This window comes from Micromonospora sp. LOL_021, from assembly GCF_048060215.1.
Classification (GTDB): Bacteria; Actinomycetota; Actinomycetes; order Mycobacteriales; family Micromonosporaceae; genus Micromonospora_E.
In genome coordinates this window covers 111,855-136,293 of record NZ_JBHMIN010000001.1, presented here as the reverse complement: position 1 = coordinate 136,293, position 24,439 = coordinate 111,855, and the positions used below count along the sequence as shown (strand labels likewise).

At 71.7% G+C, this 24,439-nt stretch carries 24 protein-coding genes and 1 pseudogene; 7 read left to right on the top strand and 18 right to left on the bottom strand.

Translation table 11 applies throughout. The features are described from left to right. Positions 1 to 87: 87 nt before the first annotated feature. Genes ACFHWT_RS00640 through ACFHWT_RS00630 form a run of 3 tightly spaced genes read left to right on the top strand, consistent with a single transcriptional unit; the run spans position 88 to position 3,351 of the window. Entirely contained in the window at positions 88 to 1,077 is a 990-nt protein-coding gene (locus tag ACFHWT_RS00640; protein WP_416592638.1) for a hypothetical protein, read from the top strand. Further along, positions 1,070 to 1,876, top strand: a complete 807-nt coding sequence (locus ACFHWT_RS00635; protein WP_123602908.1) for a sulfotransferase family protein — start codon at positions 1,070 to 1,072, stop codon at positions 1,874 to 1,876. The genes ACFHWT_RS00640 and ACFHWT_RS00635 overlap by 8 nt, the downstream gene beginning before the upstream one ends. Further along, positions 1,873 to 3,351 carry a hypothetical protein gene (locus ACFHWT_RS00630; RefSeq protein ID WP_416592637.1) on the top strand — a complete coding sequence of 493 codons (1,479 nt, stop codon included), beginning with the start codon at positions 1,873 to 1,875 and terminating at the stop codon, positions 3,349 to 3,351. Before ACFHWT_RS00635 ends, ACFHWT_RS00630 begins: the two co-directional genes overlap by 4 nt. On the opposite strand, the gene ACFHWT_RS00625 is transcribed toward ACFHWT_RS00630, so the two are convergent. Continuing rightward, the gene (locus ACFHWT_RS00625; protein WP_416592636.1) at positions 3,352 to 4,302 is read right to left on the bottom strand and encodes a DUF559 domain-containing protein; all 951 of its coding nucleotides are present in this window, start codon (positions 4,300 to 4,302) and stop codon (positions 3,352 to 3,354) included. 195 nt (positions 4,303 to 4,497) lie between these two features. Continuing rightward, positions 4,498 to 5,325, bottom strand: coding sequence for an XRE family transcriptional regulator (locus ACFHWT_RS00620; protein WP_416592635.1), 828 nt, complete (start codon positions 5,323 to 5,325; stop codon positions 4,498 to 4,500). Positions 5,326 to 5,478: 153 nt separating this feature from the next. On the opposite strand from ACFHWT_RS00620, the gene ACFHWT_RS00615 reads away from it, so the two are divergent. Beyond that, positions 5,479 to 5,670: a hypothetical protein gene (locus tag ACFHWT_RS00615; protein WP_416592634.1), complete on the top strand. Its 192-nt coding sequence runs from the start codon at positions 5,479 to 5,481 to the stop codon at positions 5,668 to 5,670. A 38-nt stretch (positions 5,671 to 5,708) separates the two neighbouring features. Here the strand turns inward: ACFHWT_RS00615 and ACFHWT_RS00610 are convergent, their stop codons facing one another. Both ACFHWT_RS00610 and ACFHWT_RS00605 read right to left on the bottom strand, forming a co-directional pair. Further along, on the bottom strand, positions 5,709 to 6,152 hold the full coding sequence (locus ACFHWT_RS00610; RefSeq protein WP_416592633.1) for a nitroreductase family deazaflavin-dependent oxidoreductase: 444 nt from the start codon (positions 6,150 to 6,152) through the stop codon (positions 5,709 to 5,711). Continuing rightward, the gene (locus ACFHWT_RS00605; RefSeq protein WP_416592632.1) at positions 6,149 to 6,973 is read right to left on the bottom strand and encodes an SDR family NAD(P)-dependent oxidoreductase; all 825 of its coding nucleotides are present in this window, start codon (positions 6,971 to 6,973) and stop codon (positions 6,149 to 6,151) included. The genes ACFHWT_RS00610 and ACFHWT_RS00605 overlap by 4 nt, the downstream gene beginning before the upstream one ends. 56 nt (positions 6,974 to 7,029) lie before the next feature. Here ACFHWT_RS00605 and ACFHWT_RS00600 point away from each other — a divergent pair, with 56 nt between their 5' ends. Continuing rightward, positions 7,030 to 7,623 carry a TetR/AcrR family transcriptional regulator gene (locus ACFHWT_RS00600; RefSeq protein WP_416592631.1) on the top strand — a complete coding sequence of 198 codons (594 nt, stop codon included), beginning with the start codon at positions 7,030 to 7,032 and terminating at the stop codon, positions 7,621 to 7,623. Between the two features lie 97 nt (positions 7,624 to 7,720). Here the strand turns inward: ACFHWT_RS00600 and ACFHWT_RS00595 are convergent. Then, positions 7,721 to 8,068, bottom strand: a pseudogene (locus tag ACFHWT_RS00595) (XRE family transcriptional regulator); the annotation flags it as partial. 155 nt (positions 8,069 to 8,223) lie between these two features. On the opposite strand from ACFHWT_RS00595, the gene ACFHWT_RS00590 reads away from it, so the two are divergent. Then, positions 8,224 to 8,982, top strand: a complete 759-nt coding sequence (locus tag ACFHWT_RS00590) for a GntR family transcriptional regulator (protein WP_416592630.1) — start codon at positions 8,224 to 8,226, stop codon at positions 8,980 to 8,982. A 126-nt stretch (positions 8,983 to 9,108) separates the two neighbouring features. Further along, positions 9,109 to 9,300: a hypothetical protein gene (locus ACFHWT_RS00585; protein WP_281550937.1), complete on the top strand. Its 192-nt coding sequence runs from the start codon at positions 9,109 to 9,111 to the stop codon at positions 9,298 to 9,300. A gap of 25 nt (positions 9,301 to 9,325) precedes the next feature. On the opposite strand, the gene ACFHWT_RS00580 is transcribed toward ACFHWT_RS00585, so the two are convergent. The 13 genes from ACFHWT_RS00580 to ACFHWT_RS00520 form a co-directional block, all read right to left on the bottom strand. Beyond that, positions 9,326 to 10,177, bottom strand: a complete 852-nt coding sequence (locus ACFHWT_RS00580; RefSeq protein ID WP_416592629.1) for a sulfotransferase family protein — start codon at positions 10,175 to 10,177, stop codon at positions 9,326 to 9,328. Further along, complete coding sequence (locus ACFHWT_RS00575) at positions 10,174 to 11,799, bottom strand: flippase (RefSeq protein WP_416592628.1); 1,626 nt, start codon at positions 11,797 to 11,799, stop codon at positions 10,174 to 10,176. Before ACFHWT_RS00575 ends, ACFHWT_RS00580 begins: the two co-directional genes overlap by 4 nt. A 1-nt stretch (position 11,800) precedes the next feature. Then, positions 11,801 to 12,922, bottom strand: coding sequence for a Wzz/FepE/Etk N-terminal domain-containing protein (locus ACFHWT_RS00570; protein ID WP_416592627.1), 1,122 nt, complete (start codon positions 12,920 to 12,922; stop codon positions 11,801 to 11,803). An 11-nt stretch (positions 12,923 to 12,933) separates the two neighbouring features. Next, positions 12,934 to 14,424 carry an O-antigen ligase family protein gene (locus ACFHWT_RS00565; RefSeq protein ID WP_416592626.1) on the bottom strand — a complete coding sequence of 497 codons (1,491 nt, stop codon included), beginning with the start codon at positions 14,422 to 14,424 and terminating at the stop codon, positions 12,934 to 12,936. A 227-nt stretch (positions 14,425 to 14,651) separates the two neighbouring features. Next, on the bottom strand, positions 14,652 to 15,905 hold the full coding sequence (locus tag ACFHWT_RS00560) for a glycosyltransferase family 4 protein (RefSeq protein WP_416592625.1): 1,254 nt from the start codon (positions 15,903 to 15,905) through the stop codon (positions 14,652 to 14,654). Positions 15,906 to 15,928: 23 nt separating this feature from the next. Next, a complete protein-coding gene (locus tag ACFHWT_RS00555) occupies positions 15,929 to 16,972 on the bottom strand; it encodes a polyprenyl synthetase family protein (protein WP_416592880.1) in 1,044 nt (347 codons plus the stop codon). Positions 16,973 to 17,046: 74 nt separating this feature from the next. Beyond that, positions 17,047 to 18,480: an alkaline phosphatase family protein gene (locus ACFHWT_RS00550; protein ID WP_416592624.1), complete on the bottom strand. Its 1,434-nt coding sequence runs from the start codon at positions 18,478 to 18,480 to the stop codon at positions 17,047 to 17,049. Continuing rightward, the gene (gene eboE / locus ACFHWT_RS00545) at positions 18,477 to 19,661 is read right to left on the bottom strand and encodes a metabolite traffic protein EboE (RefSeq protein ID WP_416592623.1); all 1,185 of its coding nucleotides are present in this window, start codon (positions 19,659 to 19,661) and stop codon (positions 18,477 to 18,479) included. The genes ACFHWT_RS00550 and eboE overlap by 4 nt, the downstream gene beginning before the upstream one ends. Beyond that, positions 19,661 to 20,512 carry a TatD family hydrolase gene (locus tag ACFHWT_RS00540; RefSeq protein ID WP_416592622.1) on the bottom strand — a complete coding sequence of 284 codons (852 nt, stop codon included), beginning with the start codon at positions 20,510 to 20,512 and terminating at the stop codon, positions 19,661 to 19,663. The genes eboE and ACFHWT_RS00540 overlap by 1 nt, the downstream gene beginning before the upstream one ends. After that, positions 20,513 to 21,187 (bottom strand): EboA domain-containing protein, encoded by a 675-nt coding sequence (locus ACFHWT_RS00535; protein WP_416592621.1) that lies wholly within the window; start codon positions 21,185 to 21,187, stop codon positions 20,513 to 20,515. It lies immediately after the preceding gene. Next, complete coding sequence (locus tag ACFHWT_RS00530; RefSeq protein WP_416592620.1) at positions 21,184 to 22,140, bottom strand: sugar phosphate isomerase/epimerase family protein; 957 nt, start codon at positions 22,138 to 22,140, stop codon at positions 21,184 to 21,186. The genes ACFHWT_RS00535 and ACFHWT_RS00530 overlap by 4 nt, the downstream gene beginning before the upstream one ends. Then, the gene (locus ACFHWT_RS00525) at positions 22,137 to 23,108 is read right to left on the bottom strand and encodes an SCO3242 family prenyltransferase (protein ID WP_416592619.1); all 972 of its coding nucleotides are present in this window, start codon (positions 23,106 to 23,108) and stop codon (positions 22,137 to 22,139) included. Before ACFHWT_RS00525 ends, ACFHWT_RS00530 begins: the two co-directional genes overlap by 4 nt. Then, positions 23,105 to 24,277 carry an inositol-3-phosphate synthase gene (locus ACFHWT_RS00520; RefSeq protein ID WP_416592618.1) on the bottom strand — a complete coding sequence of 391 codons (1,173 nt, stop codon included), beginning with the start codon at positions 24,275 to 24,277 and terminating at the stop codon, positions 23,105 to 23,107. Before ACFHWT_RS00520 ends, ACFHWT_RS00525 begins: the two co-directional genes overlap by 4 nt. Between the last annotated feature and the right edge of the window lie 162 nt (positions 24,278 to 24,439).

The following is a 24,439-nucleotide window of genomic DNA, read 5'->3' as shown; positions in this document are numbered from 1 at the left end:
TTCGCCCCGATCCGTGGGTAGCCTGACCGCGGCCCGACCTCGCCCCAGCCTGGCCATCGCGGCTGGTGACGTGCCCGAGGAGGACCGGTGAACGACGACGAGCCTTCCACCCTGGCCTGGACCGCGCGGCGAATCGCCCGGCACGCCCGTTGGATCCGCACTGAAGGGCTCCGCCGCCTCGTCGAGGAGGACCGGCTCAACCCGGTCGACCGGGCCACCACCGCCTGGACCAAGCTGCGCTGGCGACACCGGCACGGCGTATCCCGTGGTCAGGCCACTCCGGTCTACCTGGTCGGCCTGCAACGGTCCGGCACCAACATGCTGGTCCGCGGGCTGGAGAACGCCGGCGAGTTCGAAGTCCGCAACGAAAGCGACCGGCGGGTCTTCCATCGTTTTCAACTCCGCGACGACGCGGTGCTGACCGCCGTGGTGAACCGGAGCCGGCACGCGTACGTCCTGGTCAAACCGCTGTGCGAGAGCCACCGAGTGGACGAGTTGCTCGCCCTGCCCGGGATGGCACCGGGTCGGGCGGTCTGGGCGTGGCGCGACGTCGACGACCGGGCCCGCTCCGAAGTGGCCAAGTTCGGCGACGCCAACCTGCGGGCACTCGCCGCCATCGCCGACGGCACCATCGGCCGCCGCTGGCAGGGACAGCGCCTCGACGCGGACACCTACGAGCTGATCCACGGCTTCGACTACCGGCGGATGGACCGGCACACCGCCGCCGCCCTGTTCTGGTACGTCCGGAACACCCTCTACTTCCGCCTCGGCCTGGACCGCCGCGACGACGTGCTGCTCAGCTCGTACGACGCGTTGATCGCCGACCCGGCCGGGCAGGTCCGCCGGCTCTGCGACTTCCTCGGGATCGCCTACCGCCCCGAACTGTCCGCGCACATCGCCCCTCGCACACCCCACCGCCAGCCGCTGCCGATCGACCCGGCGGTCCGTACGCTCTGCGACGAACTCACCGCCCGACTGACTGCCAGCTGCCGCCCGCAGTCCCCCACCATCCCACCTCAGCAAGCCGACACCGACCGGCGTACCCCGGTGAGCGTGGAAAGGACCGACCATGGCTGAAGCCCCCGCGCAGGCCGCCGCCGAAGTGGCGCAGTCGCCGACGGCGCCCATCTTCCTGGTGGGCTGCCAACGCTCCGGCACCACCTTCCTGCGGCTGGTGCTCGACTCGCACTCCCGGATCTCCTGCGGTCCGGAGACCCGGTTCCTGCCGGACCTGCGACGCATCGTCGGCTCCGACTGGGAGCGGCTGGCCCGTTTCGGCTTCACCCGGGAGGACTGGCTGCGCCGCATCGCCGACTTCTTCGGCGGCGTGCACGCCGACTACGCCGCCGGTCGGGGCAAGGCCCGGTGGGCCGACAAGACCCCGCTGTACGCGATCTCGCTCGACTTCGTCACCGAGGTCTTCCCGGACGCGCAGATCGTGCACGTGATCCGGGACGGCCGCGACGTGGTGGTCTCACACCGCAAGCGGTTCGGATACTGGTCGGCGGTGAAGTGCGTCGTCAAGTGGCCGCGCTACATTCGTACCGCCCGCGCGGTGGGTGCCACCCTGCCGGCTGACCGCTACCACGAGCTGCGCTACGAGGACGCGGTACGTGAGCCGGAGAAGTCGATGCGCGCGCTGTTCGAGTTCCTCGGCGAACCGTGGGAGGAAGGCGTGCTCGACTACGTCGACAAACCGCATGACGTGGCCGGAAAGTACACCAGTGAGGCGGACCGACGCCGCGCCTCCGCCGGCACCGACTCGGCCATCTACCGGTCCCGCGTCGGCAGCTACCGCCGGGAGCTGGATCCGTTCCTGCGGCTGCTCGTCGCGGTCTTCTCCGGGCGGATGCTGCGCGAGCTGGGTTACCGATGAACGCTGTCACCCGGCCGAACACCGTGGCCCGGCGCTGGGTGGCGGCGGCGCTCGGCGGGCTGTTGCTCCTCGCCGGCTGCACCAGCGGCGACACCGACACCACCCCGCCACCGGTGCCACCGACCGGCGCGCCGCTGCCGAGCCTGCCGCCGTACCCCGAGGACACCCACCCGTTCGGCGCGCACTGGGACTGGAACCGGTACGACGAGTTCCTCCCGTACCTGCGCAAACTGTCCGGGTCCGCCACCTACCATGAGATCAGCTGGTGCAGCATCGAGCCGACCCAGGGGCAACAGGACTGGTCGGCCCTGGACCAGATCGCCCAACGCAGCCGGGAACTCGGCATCGTGCTGAACATCAAGATCCGGACCGAGATGTGCTGGACCACCGGTGGCACCCCGGAACATGTCCGCGGCCAGGCCAACAAGACCGAGTCGACGATGCCGCTGGACATGGCCGCCTATCGGCAGTTCGTCGGTGACGTGGTGCGCCGCTACACGCCCTACGGCGTCCGTCAGTACGCGATCGAGAACGAGGTCAACGCCCCGCAGTACTGGCGCGGCACCCCCGAGGAGTACGTCGAGCTGGTCACCGTCGCCGCTGAGGCGGTGCATGCCGCGAACCCGGAGGCGGTGGTCGTCGACTCCGGCATCAGCAGTGTCGCGTACGGCTTCGGAGTGGTCGACCGGCTGGTCCAAGCCGGCCGCGACGACGAGGCGATCGCCGCCTACAACGCGTACTTTCAGCGGCGGATCGGCACCCGGGGCCGCAAGATCCCCGAGGTGGACACGATCGAGACGCTCCGGACCGCGCTCGACAACGAGACCAACGTACGCAACGTCGCCTTCCTGGCCGCCACCGAGCAACTGATTGACGACGGCGTGGTGCAGCTGCGTCAGGTGCACTACTACGAACACTTCGACGGCGTACCGGCGCTGCTGGACTACCTGGCGGCACAGACCCCGGCCGACGTGCCGATCGAAGCGTGGGAGGTCGGGCAGTTCTGGCGCGACGGTGACGGTGACGACGTCAGCCGGGCCGAGGAGGTCGTCAAGGTCTCCACCATGCTGCTGGCCGGCGGTATCCGGCAGGTGATGTGGCTGCCGCTGGGCTACAACCCGAACAACCGGGCCGGCAGCGAGGTTCGCTACGGCCTGCTCGACCCCGATGGTACGGAACGTGAGGCCGGCCGGATGTTCGAGAGCCTGGCGGTGGCGGCCCGTGGTGCGACCGTCACTCCGGTCCGCCGGGACGGGCTGATCGGCGTCGCGTTCCAGCAGGGCGGGGAGAGCACCCTGGTCGTCTGGTCCGGTGAGGTCGACGACGCGGTACGGGTGTCCGCGGTGCCGAGCCTGCACGCCGGGCCGGCCGGTGCCGCACCGACCAAGACAGCGGCCGAGGTGACCGTCACCGACCGGCCGGTGCTGTTGCGCGCCACCGGCACCCCGGAGTCGATCCTCGCCGACGTCGACTGATCAGCCGTACCCCCGGCGGCGGTGGAGGATGGTCAGGATCTCGCGGCGGACCTGCTGTGGTTCGTGCACCAGTCGTCGGTGTGCGAACCGCACCACCTGGATGCCGACGGTGGCCAGCAGCGCGTCCCGTCGCAGATCGACCTCACGCTGGGCAGGGCTGCCGTGCGAGGCGGCTCCATCGAGCTCGAAGTCGATCCGTTCCCGCTCGGCGTACACATCCAGGTAGATGGTGCGGCCGCCGAGCCGGACCGGATATTGCCGCTGGAAGTCGGGCCTCCCGGCACCGACGAATACGTGCTCGTGGCCCCAGATCTCCAGCTGGCTGCGGCAGCCGGCGGCGAGCTTCGCCAGCAACGTCCGCAATGCGGCCCGGTCGGTGAGTCGCGGCAGCTCATTGAGAGTTGCGCTGATCCGGACCGCGTTAGTCCGTCTGTCGTTGACAGCCCGGATCAGCGGAGCCGGCCGGTCGGCGGCCGGCAGCAGCGGCCAGGACTCGACAAGACTCCGTTCCAGCCGCGTCACCGGCGCCTCGTCGCGTACCACCACCTGCGGCGGACCGACGGTGAACGCCGGTCGATGGTGCACGGTCAGGCCGGCCTGGCTGCGAATTCCCACGCCGATCGGCACCGTCAGGTGCAGTACCTCGGCAGTGGGTTGCTGGCGCAGCCCCCAGAGATCGAGTGCGGTGGTGTGGCTGAACGCGACCCGACCGTCGGCGTGGGCCAGCACCGCACGTCGTCGTGGCTGCGGGCCGAGCAGCTGGATCGGCGACATGCCGCTCCGGGCCTCGCCGATCAATCCGGCCGCCACGTAGACGCCCGGCAGAACGCGCCGCAGTCGACCCGCGCGTACCGCGTCGTCCAGCACCCAGCGCGGCACCCTCTGAAGGGCCTGGCGACGGGTCACCACACCGCCGCTGCGCCGGCACAGTTCCTCGATCACCTCGTTCATGCTCGGCTACGCTGCCGCGACCTCAGCCACCAGACGACCCAGGTAGGGCCGCACTGTGGACAACTACTCGACTGTGGATCGGGTGGCGGGTTCCTCGGCGACGCGCTACCGGACCATGATCACTTGATGCTCTGCTGGGCGCCCGTCGGCGTGTCGGCCGAATCTCCGTCATCTGATCATGAGGGCAGCCACTGATCATGAGGCGGCGGGCTGCTGCTCCGGATCGGGCCGGCGGTCGTAGGCGGCCAGAGTCGCCTTGTTCGTGCTGGCATCCTGGAATACCAGCTCCCACGGGCCGGTGTTGACGTCCATCTCCTTACCGAACCCGATCCACTTTCCGGTCAGCCGACGCCCGGTAGGCTCGGCCAGCAGTTGGATCGCGCCATGGTACCGGGCGCCGCGGTAGTAGCCCTGCGGCGCGGTCTGCTCGATCCAGGTCCCGGTGACCACATTGCCGTCGACGGTCAGGTCCATGGTGAGCGGCGCGTCGGAGGAACCAGGCAGACTGCGCACGGTGAGCCGGTCACCGTGTTGCAGCAGCACGACATAGTGCCGACCGGTGAACGTGGCACCACGACCGGAGCTGTGGTACTCGTACCGGGACAGCCACACTCCGGAGTAGTTGCCGGTCGGCGCGGTCAATGGGGCAGGGCCACCGCGCGGCACCGGGGTGGATGCCTGCCCGGTCGCCGACATCTGAGCACCCCGAGCTTCGTCACCGCCCTCGCCACCCCGGCCGCCGGCTCCATCCTCGCCGGCGTCGGCGCTGCGGGCATGCGGGACCGCCACAGTGAAGCCGAGCGAGCTGATCGGCAGGCCGGTGACCGATTCCAGGGCACGCGCGTACGCCGGACGGGGCGAGGTGATCGCCCCAGCCTCCCAGCGTTGCACGAGGCGCTTGTTCGCATCGTTGGGCATTCCGGCGCGATCCCCTGCCTGCCGCAGCGCGCGGGCGAAGTCGTCCTGACTCATCAGCAGGCCCATCCGCACAGCCCGCAACGTCGCGTTCGGAGTGGTCGTCATGCGAGTGATCGTAGCCCTTGTGTCGCCGGAATGTCGCCCTGCAGGTCGCCGGAACGTCGTCATGGAAGCCGTCGCGCGGGCGACAATTCGGCGACATCCTTGTTTTCGTGGCAGCCGGCGCGACCGCCGGCGCGAGCAGGCAGGAGACATGCGATGGCAGAGGTTCAGATCCTGGTGATCGGGCCACGGCAGCTACCCGCCAGCGGGACGGTCGAGGTGTGGGCCGACGCAGGCAGCGGCGCAACTGGACAGCGAATCAAGGTACCGGTGACCGACCTGCAGACAGCCGAACTGGACAGTGGATCAGGCAGTTCGGCTGTCTACGTACTCCGCCCCTGTGGCTGATGCGACAGGGCACGAGGGCTCGCCAGCGAGTGAGCGGGTCAGCCGGGCGGCTGGAGGAGGAAAACCGGGTGGCGGTCCGCTTCGGCGAGGAACGCGGACGGACCGTCGCCGGGGGTGGCGTCGAAGGCCTGCCGGACGAACGGGATGAACCCGAACGCGCGGCGGTAGCGATGCAGGACGTCCAGTTTGGTCTCGCCGTCGACCTCGACGAGGCCGACGGTGCGGAACCGGTGTCCGCGACCGAGTTCGGCGCGGCCGTTGGCGCGGATGTTGCGCACCCACTGCGTGACACCGAACGGTGAGACGAGCCAGGCGAGGTCGGCGTGCCGCAGCGTGACGACCGGCACGGTACGCGGCAGGCCGCTGCGCCGGCCCCGGGTACGCAGCAGGGTCAGCGGCCCCATCGGCACGCCCCAGCTGAGCAACCGGTACGGGATCCGGCTGACCCGCTCCACTCCGGCGGGCAGGGCAGCGGTGTTCACGACGGGGCCACCGTGGCAGCGGCTTCCCGCTCGGCGAGGCGGTGGGCGGCCTGGCCGAGCATCCCGCCGTTGAGGCGGATGGACCGGGTGCGGGGCAGCAGCCGGGTCATGATCCGCATCGACCGGCCAGGGATGTGGGTGGGCCGACCGCGCAGGAACGCGGCCACGCTCTCGCGTACGGCGGCCTGGACCGGCTGGGGCCGGATCGGCATCGCGGCACGGTCGATGCCGTAGGCGTCGATGATCGGGGTGTCGACGTTGCCCGGCAGTAGCACGGTGACGTCGACACCGCCGGCGGCGAGCTCGTAGTGCAGGGCCTCACCGAGGTTGAGCACGTAGGCCTTGGCCGCGCTCTCGTGGGCCATGTTCGGCAGCCCGTGCACCGCGCCCAGTGCCGACACGAGGATGATGCCGCCCCGGCCACGGGCGACGAACCGCCGCCCGAAGGCGTGGGCCAGATCCAGGTGCGTGGTGGCGTTGATCGTGAACCGGCGGTGCAGGTCGGCGAGGTCCTGGTCGAGCAGCGGGCCGGGGCGACCGGTGCCGGCGTTGGAGACCAGCAGACCCACATCGAGATCCGCGGTCGCGTCAACGAGCTCGGCGGCGGCCTCGGTCCTGCCGAAGTCGACGGTGACCACCCGGCAGCTGATGCCGTGAGCACAGGTCAGCGCGGTGGCGAGGGTTTCGAGCCGGTCGGTGGATCGGGCCGCCAGGACAAGGTGCAGACCGGCTGCGGCGAGGTGCTCGGCGAACGCCTCACCGATGCCGGACGAGGCACCGGTGATCACCGCCCACGGACCGTAGGATCTGATTTCAACCATGATTTAGACTGTAATCTGGATTCTGGTCCAGAGCAAGCCGGATAGGCTGTATCGACGTGAAGACCCCTCCGGCTGACCTCGCGCGACGCCTGCTCGACGTCAGCGAGCAGGTGCTCCACGGCGACCCCGCGCCCCGCCTGGAAGACATTGCCGGCATGGTCGGGGCGTCGCGGGCGACGTTGTACTACTACTTCGCCGGCCGCGACGATCTGCTCGCGTTCCTGCTGACCGCGCACGCCCAGGACGGAGCCCAGGCTGTGCAGGCGTCGATAGACCCCACTGACCCGCCCGAGCAACGGCTACGGGCGATGGTGGCGGCTCTCGCCGGCTACCTGTCGCAGCACCCCGGGATCTGCGCCGGGCTGCTGAGCGCACTCGGTGCCACCGGCCGGATGACCGACGTCATGGCCGCCAACGACAGATGGATCGCCGGACCACTCCGGGAACTCCTCACCGAGGCCGGCACCGTCGGTGCGGTCACCGTCGACGACACCGCCGACGCCGCCAACGCCGTCCTCGGCGCGTTGCTGCTCGCCGTTCTCGGCCGGTCCGTCGCCGGGGCTGACCCCACCGACGCCCGGTTCCGCGAGCAACTCACCGACCAGGTACTGCACGGCGTACTCACCCGTGCACCAGCCGACGGATCCTGAACCTGGCCTTGCCGCCGGATTATGATCACTTGATGCTCTGCTGGGGGCCGGTCGGCGTGTCGGCCGAATTTTCATCATGTGATCATGAGGAGGTGGGCTCCCACGGGCCGGTGTTGACCTCCATCTCCTTACCGAACCCGATCCACTTTCCGGTCAGCCGACGCCCGGTAGGCTCGGCCAGCAGTTGGATCGCGCCATGGTACCGGGCGCCGCGGTAGTAGCCCTGCGGCGCGGTCTGCTCGATCCAGGTCCCGGTGACCACATTGCCGTCGACGGTCAGGTCCATGGTGAGCGGCGCGTCGGAGGAACCAGGCAGACTGCGCACGGTAAGCCGGTCACCGTGCTGCAGCAGCACGACATAGTGCCGACCGGTGAACGCGGCACCACGACCCGAGCTGTGGTACTCGTACCGGGACAGCCGAACCCCGGAGTAGTTGCCGGTCGGCGCGGTACGCGTGGGCAGAGCCACCGCGCGGCACCGGCGAGATCGTGCTCGAAGTCCACATCTCGCCCTGCGCTGCACAAGCATATGAAGTAGCGGTATGCATCCGCTGTACTCTCCGGCATGTGAAACTTTCAGGAGATACTTGGCGGTGAACCATGACAGAAACTGGTGAAACAGCCGAAACCGTCGCTGCTCACCTCCGTGAGGAGATCCGGACCGGCGAACTCGCCGAGGGCGACAAGGTACCCACCACCAGCGCCGTGATGAACAGGTTCGGCGTCGGCAGAGGAGCAGCGCAGCAGGCGCTGAACGTGCTGCGGGCGGAAGGACTTGTCACCTCGCGACGCGGTGCCCCCGGCATCGTCAAGGGCTGGTTCGCCCGGCTCGAACGGGTCATGCCAGATCGCCTGGGCCACTCGAAACAGCCGGGACGGACCATCCAGCAGCATGACGCAGGCGATCGTCCGATACGCACCGACGTCGAGGTCGATGAGCTTCCGGCACCCGACTTCGTAGCCGTAGCCTTCGGCATCGACGAGGGCGATCCGGTGGTGCGCCGCAAGCGAGTGCACTGGGTGGAAGGTCGACGCGTCCAGATATCGGCGTCCTACTTCCCCGTCGAGCTCGCACGAGGCACGGCGATCGTCTACAAGAACTCCGGACCCGGCGGGGTGTACGGCCGGCTTGAAGATCAAGGGTGGAAGCCGACAAGGTTCGAAGAGCGGGTCGTCGCCCGGCCACCGCATCCGGACGAGATCGATGGCCTGGATATCGCACGCAACAAGGCGACGGTGTTGCAGATCACCCGGTACGCGAGGTCCGGTGACAGATGTGTCGAGGTCAACCGGATGGTGCTGGACGCAGGCGTCTACGAGCTGGTGAATCACTTCGATCTGAAAGCGGACACAATCTAACATCCGCAACACTCGACCTGCATATGCATGTCCGGTATCTTAAGTCTCGTCCGACAGGAGTCCCCTCAGTCAGTGACGTCGTTACTGAAATTCCTGGTATGGGGCCGAGACGCAGGGAGACACGCGATGGCAGGAGTTCAGATCTTGGTGGTCGGTCCACGGCAGCTACCCACCACCGGGACGGTCGAGGTGTGGGCCGACGCCGGCAGCGGCGGGTCCGGGCAACGGATCAACGTACCGGTCACCGATCTGCAGGTGGCCGAGATGGACAACGGCGCTGGTACGTACGCGATCTATCTTCTCCGCTCCCGTCACTGAGCTGACGGACGCGGGACGTGTCCTGTCAACTCCGGGGCGACCAGGTGTGCGGCCAGCCGAGCAGGTCGGCGAGGTCGGCGTTGTGCGGGGCGAAATAGCCGCCGAGCTGGGCGCGCAGCGCGTCGGTCAGCTCCCCCGGCCCCCGGTCGGTCCGCCGGGTGTGCTGGGCGAACCCCGCCGGCGTGAACGGATCCAGGTCGAGGAAGCGCAGCACCCGGTCGTAGACACCGGCCGGGTCGACGTACATGTCCTCGCTGCGCAGCACCAGCAGCCGGTCCGCCGGCAGGACGGCGTACCAGCGTTGCAACTGCTCGGCGTAACGGCCCCGGGCCAGGTACGAGTGGTTGCGCAGCGCCGTGTGCGCGGCCGGGCTGTCCGGTCCGTCGCGCAGCGCGTCGGCCAGCCGCCGTTCCTCGGCGGCGACGGCGTCGGCGAACGACAACGGTTCGGCGCCGTACGAGCGGGTGTGCAGGTAGTGCGAGTAGGCCCGTTCGACCGGGTCGCGCAGCAGGGCGATGCAGCGGGCCTGCGGCAGGTCGGCGGCGACCCGTTCCGGCACCCTCGGATGGAACAGGTAGTACGGGCTGGCTTCGAAGCTGCGCACACCGGCCGGGCGGGCCGGGAAGTGTGCCCGGTACCAGCGTTCGCCGCGCCCGTGGTGGATGCTGAAGTACTGCAGTTCCTTGCCGGTGGCCGGGCGCACCTGCGGATGCGCGGCGAGGTAGTGGTGCAGCGACGTGGTGCCACAGCGTTGCCCGCCGATGATCAGGAAGTCCGGCAGGGTGCCGAGCTGGCCGGGCACCATCGTGCGCGCCCAGGCCCGGGCACCGCGTACCGTGCGGCGCAGCCGGTCGGTGGTCCCCCGGTTTCCGGTCATCGTGCCGCCTCCTCCAGGTTCGCCGCCGGGGCATCGGGCCGGTCCTGGCCGGCCACGCCACCGCCACCGCCGGCCACGCCACCGCCACCGCCACGCCGGCCACCCCGGCGCAAGGTACGCAGCACCATGACGTCCTCCTGGCTCAGGCCCAGCGCCAGCACGACGCCCACGTAGACGGTCACCGCCACCGGCAGCCCGACCAGCAACTGCTCCGGCCAGCCGGGCAGCAGCAGCCGGACGATCAGCCCGGCGGCCAGCGCGGCCAGCCCGGCACCGAGGCCTTTGACCATGCCGAGGGTCACCGGCACCGCGTGGATCAGGGCCCGTACCTGCAGCACCCGGGCGACGTTGACCACCGCCAGCGAGATCGCCCAGGAGATCGCCGCCCCGATGATCCCGTACGCCGGGATCAGCCACAGGTTCAGCAGGATGTTCAGCAGCAGCGCGGCGATGTTGTCGTACATGTTGACCGCCACCCGGCCGGACATGTTCAACACCGTGCCGCACGGCCCGGTGGCCGCGTTGACCAACTGCCCGACCGCGAGGACCAGGGTGACCGCAGCGCCGGCGGCGAACCCGCCGCCGAAGACCGTCAGCAGACTCTCCGGGAAGACCAGCAGCGCCACGAACGCCGGCAGCGACAGCCGCACCACCCAGCCGGTGGCGGCGCCGTAGATTCGCCGTACCTCGTCGGCCCGCCCCTGGTGGTGCAGGTACGCCAGGTACGGCCCGAACGCGGCGTTGATCGGGGCCAGCACGAAGATCGCCACGGTGACCAGCCGGGTGGCGACGTTGTAGACGCCGATCTCGTCGTTGGCGAAGAAGCCGAGCATCAGGGTGTCGACCCAGATCAGGCCGGTCGACGACAGCGACGACACCCAACTGACCGTGGAGAAGCTGAACAGTTGCCGGGGCCGGTAGACGACCGGACCCGGCGCGACCCGGCGCATCAACCGGGCCAGCGCGCCGAGGGCCAGCAGCGCGGCCGACCAGCCGGCGATGACCAGCGCCCAGTAGCTGCCGGTGACACCGGCCCCGAGGATCAGGGCCAGCGCGGTCAGTACGAGCCGGGTACCCGGCTCATAGATCTGCCCGATCAGGGTGAACGGCCGCTGGGTGCGCCAGCCCCGGGTGGCGGCGAGCGCCGCCTCGCAGACGGTCAGCGCCGGCAGGGTCAACGCCACCAGGCGCAGCCCGGTGACCAGGCCGGGGTCGTGCAGCGCGGCGGCCAACGCGGGGGCGGCCACGGCCAGCGCGACCGCGATCGCGGTCGCCGAGCCGGCGGAGATGGCCAGGCCGAGCCGGATGGTGCCACGGATCGCGGCCGGGTCGTCGTCGGCGAGGTGTACGGCGACGAACCGGGTCAGCCCGGCCCGGAACCCGGACAGCGACAGCAGGCTGAGCAGGGCCAGTACGGCGTAGCACTGGGCGTACTGACCGACTTCGCTGATCCCGAGAAAGCGGGCCAGCAGCAGCATGACCAGGAAGACCGCGCCCTGGTTGAGGATCGCCCCGACCAGGTTGAGCCCACCGCCCCGGGCCATGCCGCGGATGTGCTGGTCGCCGGAGTCACGGCTCGACGGTGTGCCGACGGCGGGGGTCGGGACCGGCTCGGCCGTCACGTCACCGCCCCGGGTGCGGTTCGAGCGAGCCGCCCGCACCGTAGACCCGACCAGCGGTACGGGACACCTGCCCGACCGGGGTGGCCCGGCCGACCCGGGCAGCCGGGATCTCCCGGGTCTCGTCGCCGCCGGTCGGACCGGGCCCCGGGGGCGGGGTGAGGTCGCCGCTGGGCGACGCCGGTGGTTCACCGGCCCGGTTGCGGGCGAGCATCTCCAGCATGGCGACGAGGACCACGGCGAGCAGCAGCCCGGCGCCGGCGACCGGCACGGTGGTGTTGACCAGGCTCCTGGTGCGGGAGATGGCCCGGACCGCGCCGACGCTGGTCACCTCGGTCGGATCGGCGGCTTGGGCCTGCGCCCGGGCGGCCTGCAGGCCCTGCCGGGCCGAGGAGAGCGCGCTGGTCGCGGCGTCCCGCTGGGCGAGCAACGCTTCGTAGTCGGGCAGCTTCGGACCGATGGTGTCGAGTCGGCGCTGCCCGGCCTCGATCGCCTCGGTGGCGGCGTCAACGCCCCGGCCGTTGCCGACCGCCTGCATCTGCAGTCGCTGCTGGCGCAGGCTGGCCAGCTCGTTCAGCGTCGCCTGGTAGATCTTGTCCGGCTGGGTGACCTCGTTCTCGTCTTCCCAGGCGGTGATCGCGGCGGTCGCCTCGTCGACGTCGGTGCTGGCTGCGGTGACCTGCTCGGTGGCGATCGCGACCTGGGAGGAGAAGAGGAAGGCGAGGGCCCGTTCGGCGGTGGCGGCGAGCACCGGGCGGACCATCGACCGGTCCGCCGACGCGAAGGTGATCTCCATCTGGCTGCTCGCCCCGACCTGGCTGACCACCAGCCCGGACCGCAGCCGGTTGGCGGCGACGCCGGTCTCGGCGGTCACCTCGTCCACCACCCGGGGCGAGGTGGCGGCGGCGCTGAACGCGGCGGCGAACTGGTTGGCCGCCTGGTTGCCGGTGTACTGCTGGGCGGCCGCCCCGCCGACCAGCGCCGGTGCCGCCACGTACGCGGTCGCGGTGTACTGCTGCGGGGCGATCAGCACCAGGGTCGCGGCCGCACCGGCGGCCAGCACCGGCACACCGACCAGCAGCCACAGCCGCCGGCGCGCGATGCGCAGGTAGTCGACGATCTCCACGCTGTGGGCTCCTACTCGTACCGAAATTGTGGTGCCGGGGTGGTCACCGACCCGGTGCCGGCCCGGCGTTGGGTGATGGCGTCCGCGAGTCGGCCGTGGGTGGTCGCGCTGGTCGTCCGACCGTGCGCGATGGCGCTGGCCGCGGCGGCGAACGCGACGAAGTACCACAGCGTCACCACGTTGGAGATGACGTTGGAGCCGAGGCTGACCGCGATGAACACCACCGCACAGCCGGCGAAGCCGACCGCGACGCCGCGTTCCAGGCTGTCCGGCGGGGCGCGGCGTAACGCCGTACGGGCGGTGTACAGCAGCAGCACCAGCATGGCCAGGTAGGCCAGCAGCCCGGCCAGGCCCGTCTCCACGTACGCCCGCAGCAGGTCGTTGTGCGGCTTCTTCGCCTCTGAGGTCTCGTGCTGGGTCATGTTCGGCCCGATCCCGGTGACCGGGTTGCGGTTGGCCAGGGTGACGATCTCCGCCCAGTAGTCGACCCGCCACTGCAGGGTGTTGCCGGTCGGCCCACCGCCAGTGGGCCGGTCCTCGGCGAGCTGGGCGAACCTGTCCCCGACCGAGGGCAGCAGGCTGACCCCGGCGACCGCGACGACCAGCAGGGTGGCGAGCATCCGCCCGCTGCGGTGCAGCACCGCGACGACGATCAGCCCGAGCGCCGCACCGAGGATCGCCGAGCGGGTGTTGGTCAGCATCAGGAAAACCAGGGAGAGCCCGAGCAGTACGGCGAGGACCAGCTGGGCGCGCCGGGCCAGGAACCGGTAGATCGCGAACCCGAAGACGATCATGAACATCAGGTACCGGCCGAAGGTGGTCGACTGGCTGAACGGGCCGCTGACCCTGATGAACTGGCCTTTGACCTCGGACGGCACCTGCCCGAAGGCGCTGACCAGCACGGTGTAGAGCAGCGCCAGGGCCAGCGAGCCGTAGCAGGCGATCAGGATCCGCCGGACCGCTGCCCGGTCGGGCATCAGCTGCTCGAGTACCACGAACATGACCACCACGGTCAGGATCCGCATCGCCTCGAGCAGGCTCGGCGTCGGCCGGTTCGCGCCGAGCGCGCTGACCAGCGCGGTCGCGCCGACCAGCAGCATCGCCCAGCCCAGCGGGGTGCCGCGCAACCGGCCGTTGCGGCGCAGCTGGGCGGCGAGCCAGAGCCCGGCGGCGAGCAGGAAGAGCACCGCGACCATGGTCGACGGGTCGCTCAGCCGGGACGCCTGGTCGGTGTCCGCCCGGCCGGCGGTCGGTCCGCTCAGCTTGACCACGTCCAGCAACGGACGCACGGCGAGCATCAGGATCACGTACCCGGAGAACCGGGTGATGGCCAGCACCCCGACGGCGGCTCCGGCGACGAGGGCGATCGGCAGCACCACGCCGCGCCGGTCACCGGCGGCGAGCGCCAGGCCTGCGGCGACGGCGACGGCTGCGGCGGCGACCGCGGCGAGCACACTGAGCAACCGGCCCGCTGGCCGGTGCTCCCGCTGTTGTCTGGTCACCGCACGCCGATCCGCTGTCCCGCTTCGCCAGTTGTCCCGCTTCGCCCGGTTGTCGGGTCGAGCCGCGCCGCATATTCGGACCGCCGCCGACCCCGGGTCGGGGGCGGACGGAGGTCGATCTGCCGTGCCGGCGGGCCGGCCCGGCCCACCGCCGTTCGCCGGTGGGCCGGCCTAATCTAGCTGGATCCTCGACGAGGCAGTATGGGCCGACACGCCGGGGCCGGCCATCAGCCGTCCGGTTCGCTGCGGGGCCGGCGTCGGGGTCGGATCAGCTGCGGCTTGCGGGCCGGCAGCAGATTCAGGTACAGCGCTTCCAGTTCGGCGGTGGCCGCGTCCCAGGTGTACTCGGCGCCGACCCGGTCACGCAGGGCCTTGGCGCCGATGCGCTCCGCGTCCGGGTCGGCGGCCACCTGGCGCAGCGCGCGGACCAGATCGTCGGCGTCACCATCACGGAAGATCCGGTGACCGGGGCCGTCGGTGGCGAGCACCTCGACGTGCGGGGTGATGTCACTGGCCACCACCGGCAGTCCGTAGGAGGCCGCTTCCAGCAGGGTCAGCGGCAGCCCTTCCAGCCGGGACGGCTGGACGAAACCGGCGGCGTTCGAGTAGAGCTCGGCCAGCAGATCGCCGTACGCGAAACCGGTGAAGACGACCCGGGGGTCGTCGACGGCGTCGGCGCGTACCCGGGCCACGAAATCGTCGCTGAACGACGATCCGCCGACGATGGCCAACCGCAGGTCGGTGTCGACCTGACGGAAGGCGCGGACCAGCAGATCCGCCGATTTCTCCGGCACGAGACGGCCGACCATCAGCAGGTACCGGCCGGGGGTGAGGCCGAAGCGGGGGCCGATCTGTCGGGCCGGGACCTGGCGTGGGATGCCGACCCCGTTCGGGATGTAGTTGGCCGAACTGCCGAACCTGGTCTGGTAGTGGTTGGCCAGGCCGCGGGAGACGGCGACCCGGGCGTCGGGCACGTACCCGCTGAGCCAGTGGGCGGTGCCGAGCACCGTCTGGGCGAGCCGGCTCCACTTGGCCCGCTGCTGGTCCAGGCCGTGCACGGTGAGCACCACCTTGCTGCGGGCCAGGTAGCGGGGCAGCGGCGCGACCAGGCCGGGGCCGAGACCGTGGTAGTGGACGATGTCCGGCCGGTCACGCATGGCGGCCAGGGTCGAGGTGGTGGAATGCACGATGGCGTCGAGGTGTTTGCTGGCCACGGTCCGCACCTGGCGCAGCCGTACGCCGCGGTACCGGTCCATCGGCACCGACCCGTAGCTGGGCCGGCAGTACACGGTGACGTCGTGTCCCCGAGCGGCCAGCCGGCTGGCCAGTTCCTCGACGTGGCGTTCGATCCCGCCGTACGTCGCGGGCATCCCCTTCTGGCCGATCATGGCTATCCGCAGCCGCCGGTGCTCCGTTCCCGGTTCGACACCATGCTGGTCGACCGGGTGTGAACCACCGGTCACCTGATGGGGTACGGCCACGATGCCTCCTTGGGTCCTGCGGGTCAGCTCTGCCGCTCGGCCACCGATTCAGCCAGGGCGGTCAGTTCCGTGCGCGTCTCGGGGGTCAACGACGCATCGACGAGAATGGTCACCGCTTCCTGGGTACGAATCCGGATCATCTGCTCGATCGCCTCGAGAGCTCCCGTGTCGATGATGATGCTGCGCAGTTCGTCGGCCCCGGTCGGGTCCAGCTCCGGATTGCCGAACAGCTCTCGCAACCGGGCGGCCTGGCTGCGGTCCGCCAGGTTGCGGGCCTGCGCCATCATCACCGTCGACTTGCCCTCTCGCAGATCGTCGAGCACCGACTTGCCGGTGACCGCCGGGTCGCCGAACACCCCGAGCACGTCGTCGCGGAGCTGGAACGCGTCACCCAGTGGATCACCGAAGGCAGCGTACGCGTCCAGCAGTTCGGGCCCGGCCCCGGCAAGGGCCGCACCGATCTGCAATGGTCGGGTAACTGTGTATCTAGCGGCTTTCATCCGGATTACCGTCAACGCACTGGCCACGGAACCGTCGCCGACGCCGGACACCAGGTCCAGGTACTGCCCGGCGATCACCTCGGTGCGCATCCCGGCGAAGACCGCGTAGCCGCGCCGGATCTGCTCGGCGTCGAGCCCGCACTCGTGGAACATCTGGTCCGCCCAGGCGGCGCAGAGGTCCCCGCAGAGCAGGGCGGCGTTGCGCCCGTACCGGCCGGAGTCGCCCCGCCAGGACGAACGGGTGTGCAGGTCGGCGAAGATCCGGTGCACCGACGGCTCGCCCCGGCGACGGTCGCTTCCGTCCATGATGTCGTCGTGGATCAGCGCGAACGCGTGGAAGATCTCCAGCGCGGCGGCGGCCGCGACGATCTCCCGGCAGTCCGCTCCCCCGGCACCGCGCCACCCCCAGTAGCAGAAGACCGGGCGCAGCCGCTTGCCGCCGACCAGAACGAAGCGGCGCAGCGTGTCGTACACCCCGCGCGGTGCCCCGTCCGGCCAGTGCGGATCCTGCCGGTCAAGGAACGCCGTCAGTTCAGCGTCGCACCGTTCGCGCAGCGACCAGCCCACCCCACCGGCACCGGCACCGGCACCGGCCGGAGCGTCCGGACCCGGGCGGTCGCCGGGGCGGGGCGGCGCCACGGTCACCGGGACACCTCGGGCGATGGCGAGTGCGACGATGCGGGTGCCGGTGCATCGGCGTCGAGCCCGGCCAGTTCCAGCAGCAGCGACTTGACCTCGGTGGCGGCGAACCGGTCCCGGGCCGGCGCCGGGTCCGAGCAGAGCAGCACCGGACCGTCGGCGGGGTCGTCCGGCAGCCGGCCGTGCGATCCGCGTACCGCCCGGGCACCGGCGTCCAGCCCGACCACGTTCATCGTGTACCGCAGGCCGATCTTCTTGCGGGCCAGGGCGATCGCCGCGCGCGCCTTGGCGGCGCCCGGATTGGCCGGGTCGAACAGCAGCTCCGCCGGGTCGTAGCCGGGCTTGCGGTGAATCTCCACCAACCGGGCGAAGTCCGGCGCGGCCGTGTCGTCGCGCCAGTAGTAGTAGGTGAACCAGGCCTGCGGCTGCGCCACCAGCACCAGCTCACCGGAGCGCGGATGGTCCAGGCCGGCGGCTGCCTTCCCGTCGGCATCGAGGACCTGCGCCACCCCGGGCAGGCCGGCACAGAGCTTGGCCACCGTCGCGACGTCGGCCGGATCCCGTACGTACACGTGGGCGACCTGATGGTCGGCGACGGCGAACGCCCGCGACGTCCACGGGTCCAGATACTCCATCCCGGCCTGGGTGTACACCCGCAGCAGCCCTTCGGCGCGCAGCAGCCGGTTGACGTGCACCGGCTGCGACACGTCGGTGATGCCGTACTCGGACAGCGCCACGACGGTCGCGCCGCGCGCCGCCGCCGCGTCCAGCTGCGGGGCGAGCACCGCGTCGAGTTCGGCCGCCGCCCGTTGCGCGTGCGGGCCGGCGCCACCGTAGCGCTGCAGGTCGTAGTCGAGGTGCGGCAGGTACGCGAGGGTGAGATCCGGCGACTGGTCGGCCATGATCTGCCGGGTTGCCTTCGCGATCCACTCCGACGACACCAGCCCGGCGCCCGGCCCCCAGTAGTTGAACAGCGGGAACGTGCCGAGCCGACCGGTCAGCTCGTCGTGCAGCTGTGGCGGATCGGTGTAGCAGTCCGGATCCTTGCGCCCGTCGGCGTGGTAGATCGGCCGGGGGGTGACCGTCCAGTTGACGTCCGCGCCCATGGCGTACCACCAGCAGATGTTCGCCACCGTGTAGTCGGGGCGGACCCGGCGGGCGGCCTGCCACAGTTTCTCCCCGCCGACCAGGGCGTTGTGCTGCCGCCAGAGGAACACCTCGCCGAGGTCGCGGAAGTACCAGCCGTTACCGACGATGCCGTGGCCGGACGGCGGCTCGCCGGTCAGGAAGGTGGACTGCACCGAGCAGGTGACCGCCGGCAGCACGGTGCCGAGCTCGGCCTGGAAGCCGGTGTCGGCGACCGCCGCCAGCCGGGGCATGTGGCGCAGCAGCCGGGGGGTCAGGCCGACCACGTCGAGCACCAGCAACGGATTCATGCGGCGGCCTCCGATCCGGCGGTGGTACGGGTGGCGGTGGTACGGGTGCGGGCGCTCATGCCGAGCCCGACCAGTTCGTCGCGGGCCTGGGCCAGCTCGGCGGCGATCCCGGCGGCGAGCTGGTCGGGCCCGGTGGGACGTTGTCCGGCCGGCAGCACCCCCCAGGTGTAGGTCTCCACGTCGAAGTGGTCGCAGCCGTCACCGTCGAGGATCGCGGCGAGACCCGCCCGCAGCTGCGGCATCGTCGAGGCCAGCGGCGCGACCGGCGCGGCGTGCAGCGGCACGTGGTAGTGCACCCGCCACGGGCCGGGCAGCCCGGCGTCGAGCGCGGCGTCGAGATCGTCGGTCGCCCCGGCAACCCCGGACCGGGTCTGGTGCAGGAACCGAGGTTCGACGTACCCGGCGATCGCGGACCGGTCCCGCACCGGGTCGGTGACCTCCAACGCGGCCGACACCTGGACCTTGACCACCGGTAGCCCGGCGGACCGCAGCCGACCGACCGCGGCGACCGGCTCCTCCCAGGCACAGGCGAGGTGGGCCAGGTCGACGCAGACGCCGAGCCGGTCGGTGTCGACGTCAGCCAGCTGTTCGACGGCCTGCGTGGTGGTCTCCACGACGCAGCCCGGTTCAGGTTCGAAGCCGACCCGGATCGTCCGGCCGGTGTCCCGTTCGACGTCAACCAGGCCGGCGGCCAGCCGGTCCAGCATTCGGGCGCAGCCGTCGGCCCGGTCAGCATCCCACGGCTCACGCCAGGCCAGCGGCAGCGTGGAGATGGAGCCGCGCTCGGCGTCGTCGGGCAGCAGGTCGGCGAGGATCCGGGCCAGCGCCAGGGTGTAGTCGAGCCGGCGCGGGTCGGCCCAGTCCGGGTGGTACACGGCGTGTTTGACCACCGGTGCCTGGAACGCCTGGTACGGGAACCCGTTGAGGGTGACCACTTCCAGGCCACGGTCGGTGAGCGCGGTGCGCAGCCGGCGACGGGTGGCCGGGTCGGCGGCGAGCGCGGCGGCGGCCGGCGCGGCCAGCCACAGACCCAGGCCGAGCGGGTCGGCGGCGAGCCGGTCGCGCACCGGCACCGCGTACGTGTCGAGCTGGCCGAGCACTCCGTCGAGGTCCTCGGCCGGGTGCACGTTGGTGCAGTAGCTGAGGTGGACGGTGCGCCGCCGCCGGTCGTGCAGGCGCATCAGCCACCGCCCCGCAGGATCGAGCTGCCTTCGAAGGTCGGCTCGGGGGCGGCGACGTCGCTCAGGTCGAGCCGGCCGGACTGGCCGTAGAACTCCACCGGGTTACGCCACAGCACCCGGTCGACGTCGTCGGCGCTGAATCCGGCGGCCAGCATCGCCTCGCCGGTGGTCCGGGTCAGCAACGGATCGGACCGGCCCCAGTCGGCGGCCGAGTTGACCAGGATCCGCTCCGGGCCGTACTGCTTGAGAATCTCCACCATCCGCGGCGGCGACATCTTGGTCTCCGGGTAGATGGAGAAGCCCATCCAGCAACCGGACTCCTTGACCAGCCCGACCGTCACCTCGTTGAGGTGGTCGACCACCACCCGACCGGCGTCGATGCCGGACTCGGCGACCACCGCCAAGGTCCGTTCGGTGCCCCGGGCCTTGTCCCGGTGCGGGGTGTGCACCAGGGCCGGCAACTCGTGCGCGCGGGCCAGCGCCAGCTGGGCGGCGAACGCCTCGTCCTCGGCCGGGGTCATCGAGTCGTAGCCGATCTCGCCGACCGCCACCACCCCGTCCTTGACCAGGTAGCGCGGCAGTACATCGAGCACACCGGTGCAGCGGGGGTCGTTGGCCTCCTTCGGGTTCAGCGCGATCGTGGCGTGGTGCCGGATGCCGAACTGGCTGGCCCGGAACGGCTCCCAGCCGAGCAGTGAGTCGAAGTAGTCGACGAACGAGCCGACGTTGGTGCGCGGCTGGCCGAGCCAGAACGCCGGTTCGACCAGCGCCCGGACCCCGGCGTCGGCCATCGCCTGGTAGTCGTCGGTGGTCCGTGAGGTCATGTGGATGTGCGGGTCGAAGATGCGCATTCACCCCTCCTGTCGGGTGGTGGTGTCCGCTGCGGCGCAGCGCAGCCGCTGTAGCAGGGCGAGCGCGTCGTCCGGCAGGGTCCGGCCGGCGGCGACCCGCTCGTCGTGCAGCCCAGCGAGCATGATCAGCAGATCGGCGTCGGCGCGGGCGTCGAGGTCGTGCACGGCGGCCAGCGGCACGCCGGTGAAGACGCACTTGAGCACCGCCTGACGCCACGCCGGCTGGTCGAGGTGGCGGGCGTAGCTGCCGAGCGCGGCGGCCAGCAACCGGGTGTCGTTGGTCCGGATCGCGTCGTCGAGCAGCGGCACCGCCCGGTCACCGACCGGCAGCACCGGCAGCGCCTTGAGCACCGCCCGACGCTCCGCGGCGTCGCCGTGGTGGTAGCAGTCGGCGACCGCGGCGGCCAGCTCCGCTTCAGTCGTGACGGTGGCCAGGTCGACGAGGAGCAGCACCCGGGCGGCCTCGTCGGCCGACCATCCCGGTACGGCAGCCAGCTCGGCCCGGCCGCAGCGGCGGCCCGCGCTGGCGAACAGCATCGGCAGGCTGGCCGGGTCGGTGACGATCCGGCTCCGCGCCTGCGCGAGCCAGTCCGGATCGGGTACGCCGGACAGCGCGGCGGCGAGTCGGCCGACGACATCGGCGGGGTCGTGGTCGGGCTGGGCGGGTCGGTTCACGGTTGGCCTCCTTCAGCGGCGGTGCTGGCCGACCCCGTGCCGGCTGATTCCGTGCGGGCCTGGAGTTCGGCGGACCGAAGGAACTCAATGGACCGGGCGGCGACCGCCGGGGCGGCATGCGAATGCCGGGGCAGCTCGACGGCGACCAGGCCCCGGTAGCCGGCGGCGCCGAGGGCGGCCAGCACCGGCGGGAAGTCGATCTCCCCGGTGCCGAACTCGAGGTGCTCGTGCACGCCCCGGCGCATGTCGTCGATCTGGACGTTGACCAGGTGCTCGGCCACGTCAGCGACGCACTGCGGCACCGGCACCGGTTCCAGACACCGGCAGTGCCCGATGTCGAGGGTGATGCCGAACCGGACCGGGCGGCCCAGCGCGTCGCGCAGCCGCCGCCAGCCGGCGATGTCGGCCACCAGCATCCCGGGCTCAGGTTCGAAGCCGAGGGTGACGTCGGCGGCGTCGGCCGCCTCGACGACCGTCGCGCAGCCGGCGACCAGCCGGTCCCAGGCGATGGCGTCGTCGACGCCGGCCGGGCGTACCCCGGACCAGAAGGAGACCGCCTCCGCGCCCAGGTCGGCGCCGATCGCCACCGCCCGGCGCAGGAAGTCGATCCGGCGGGAGGCGGTGTCGTGCAACAGGGTCGGGGCGTGTTTGTGCCAGGGGTCGAGCAGGTACCGCGCACCGGTCTCGACCACGACCGCGAGGTCGAGGTCCCGCAACTGGTCGGCGACCCGGGCCACTTTGCGGGGCAGCCCGGCGGCGTACGGGTCGAGGTGGTCGTGGTCGAGGGTCAGCGCGACCCCCTGGTAGCCGAGGTCGGCGAGCAGCGCAAGCGCGTCACCGAGCCGATGGTTGGCGAAGCCGTTGGTGCCGTACCCGAACCGCAGCCCGGCTGCCGGGCCCGGGCCGGGCCCGCTGGTTGCCGCTTCTCGGTCGCCGGCCGGGTCGGTGCTCATGTCGGGGACACCTTGCGGGCCAGCCGCCGGCCGAGTGGCGCGGCGACGGAGACGGCGAGCCCGACGGCGGTGGCCAGGGCGGTTCCGGTGGCCGAGGCCCGGGCCGTGAGCGCGCCCTGCAGGGCGGGCAGACCGACGATGCCGGCGCCGACCGCCGCGCGTACCTGCTCGGGTCGGGGGTCGCGGGCCACCGCGGCCTGCGCGGCGCCGTATCGGGCGGCGTACCAGCCGGCGAGTCCGGCGGTGACCCCGGCCCGCCACCAGCGGGCAGAGGTGGCCCGGCCGGTCGGCGTGGCACTGACCGGCGTGGCCCGGCCGGTCGGCGGCGCCGCGTGGGCCGACACCGCCCGGCCCGCCGCCGGCGCGACGCTGGCCAGTGCGACGGCGGCGGTCCCGGCCAGGGTGGCCGCCGGCAGCCGGGGATCGGCACCGCTGACCTCACTGCGGGACAGCTCGGTCACGGTGTACGTGTGCGCGGCGACGGCCAGCGCGGCGGGCAGCGCGGCCCGGGTCCGGCCGGTGCCGGCCGAGCCGAGCAGGACATCGAGCCCTCGGCAGGCGGCCATCACCGCCGGACCGGCCGGGGTGTTCTTGGCCCACAGGTCGTACGCCCAGATGGCGGCGGTCAGCGGCACGCCGACGGCGAGCGCCCGGCGGCCGCCGGTGACGGCGGTGAGCGCCAGACCGGCGGTGGTGAGCCCGGCGGCGACGGCGAGCGCGGCACCGGGTGTGACCCGCCCGGACGGGATGGGCCGTTGCGGTCGCTCGACCGCGTCGAGGTCCCGGTCGGCCCAGTCGTTGGCGGCCATCCCGGCCCAGTAGAGGCAGACCGATGCGCCGGCCAAGCCGGCGGTACGCGGGCCGAGCCCGCCGGCGGCGGCTGCCCCGGCCACCACGTCGCCCGGTACGGACAGCGCTGCCGGGGCCCGGACCAGCTCGGCCAGGTCCGACCACCGTGGCGGCGTCACGCGACACCGCCCGGCTCGCCGGTCTGACCGTGCAGGTACGCGGCGAACTCGACCAGGGTGCGCCACTGGTCGCCGAGGGCGTGCGGGCCCGACCCGATCGGGTCCTTGAAGAAGAAGGCCAGCTCCGGCAGGGGTCCGACCCGACCGGCGCGGGCGGCGGCGGCGGTCAGCCGGGCCAGGTCCAGCACCAACGGGGCGGCCAGCGCCGAGTCGCACCCGTGCCAGGTGAACTCCATCCGCATCCCGGTGCCGAGGAAGCCGGAGAAGGTGATCAGATCCCAGGCGGTCTTGAAGTCGCCGATGTCGTCGACATACTCGATCCGGGTGTGTCCCTGCGGCTGGTAGCCGAGGATCTCGCCGAGCACCCGCTGCTTGCTGGCCGCCTTGGCCGCGTTGGCCGCCGGCTCGGCCAGGTTGGCCCCGTCGCCGCCACCCAGCAGGTTGCTGCCGGACCAGCTGCGGACCTGCAGGTTACGCAGCGCGAACATGGGGGCCAGCACCGCTTTCACCAGGGTCTCGCCGGTCTTGCCGTCGTGCCCGGCGTACGGTGCCCCCCGCTGTCGGGCAAGCTCGTCGAGGGCCGGCAACCGGGCCCCCACCGACGGGGTGAAGTCGACGTAGCCGCAGCCGGCACCGAGCGCGGCGTACGCCACCAAAGCGCTCGGTGGCAGCACCGGCGCGCCGCTGGGCGCCTCGGTGAGCGCGGTGGCGAGGGCGGCGAGGTCGTGGTGCGCCGGGTGCGGCGGCGGCGCCGGTTCGGTGGTCGAGACGTTGACCACCACCACCTGGTCGAGGTCGTGCCGGCGGCGGAAGGCGACCAGGTCCGCGGCGATCGCCGCCGCCGTCTCGGCCTGGGTGGCCCCGGCCGGCAGCGGACGCAGCTGTGGTTCCAGGCCGGTCAGCTCGGTGTGCAGGGCGGCGACGAGTCGCCCCGGGACCACGCCTGCGCTGGCCAACGCGTCGGCCTTCTTCATCAACGGCGTCGCGGCGATGTCGTGTCCGCCGAAGACGAGATCGGCGAAGCCGGGCAGGGCCGGGCCGCGCAGTGCCGCCAGTTCGGTGACGCAGCCGGTGGTGTCGGCCAGGCCTGCGCGCACGGCCAACGCGCCGACGATGCTGGTGACCGCGACCGAGCCACGGGCCCCGATCAGCCAGACTCCGGTACGCATTCCTGCCTCCAAACGCCCGCCGCTGGCGGTGCTCGTACTGCTGCCGGTTGTCTGCCTTGCCGGTCTGGCAAGGCCCCGTCCGTCCGGGCGCGCCAGGGTGGCACCACCGGCGACGGCGCCGAGGTCGGCGTCAACGACGCCGTCGCCGGGCCCGGTCGACCG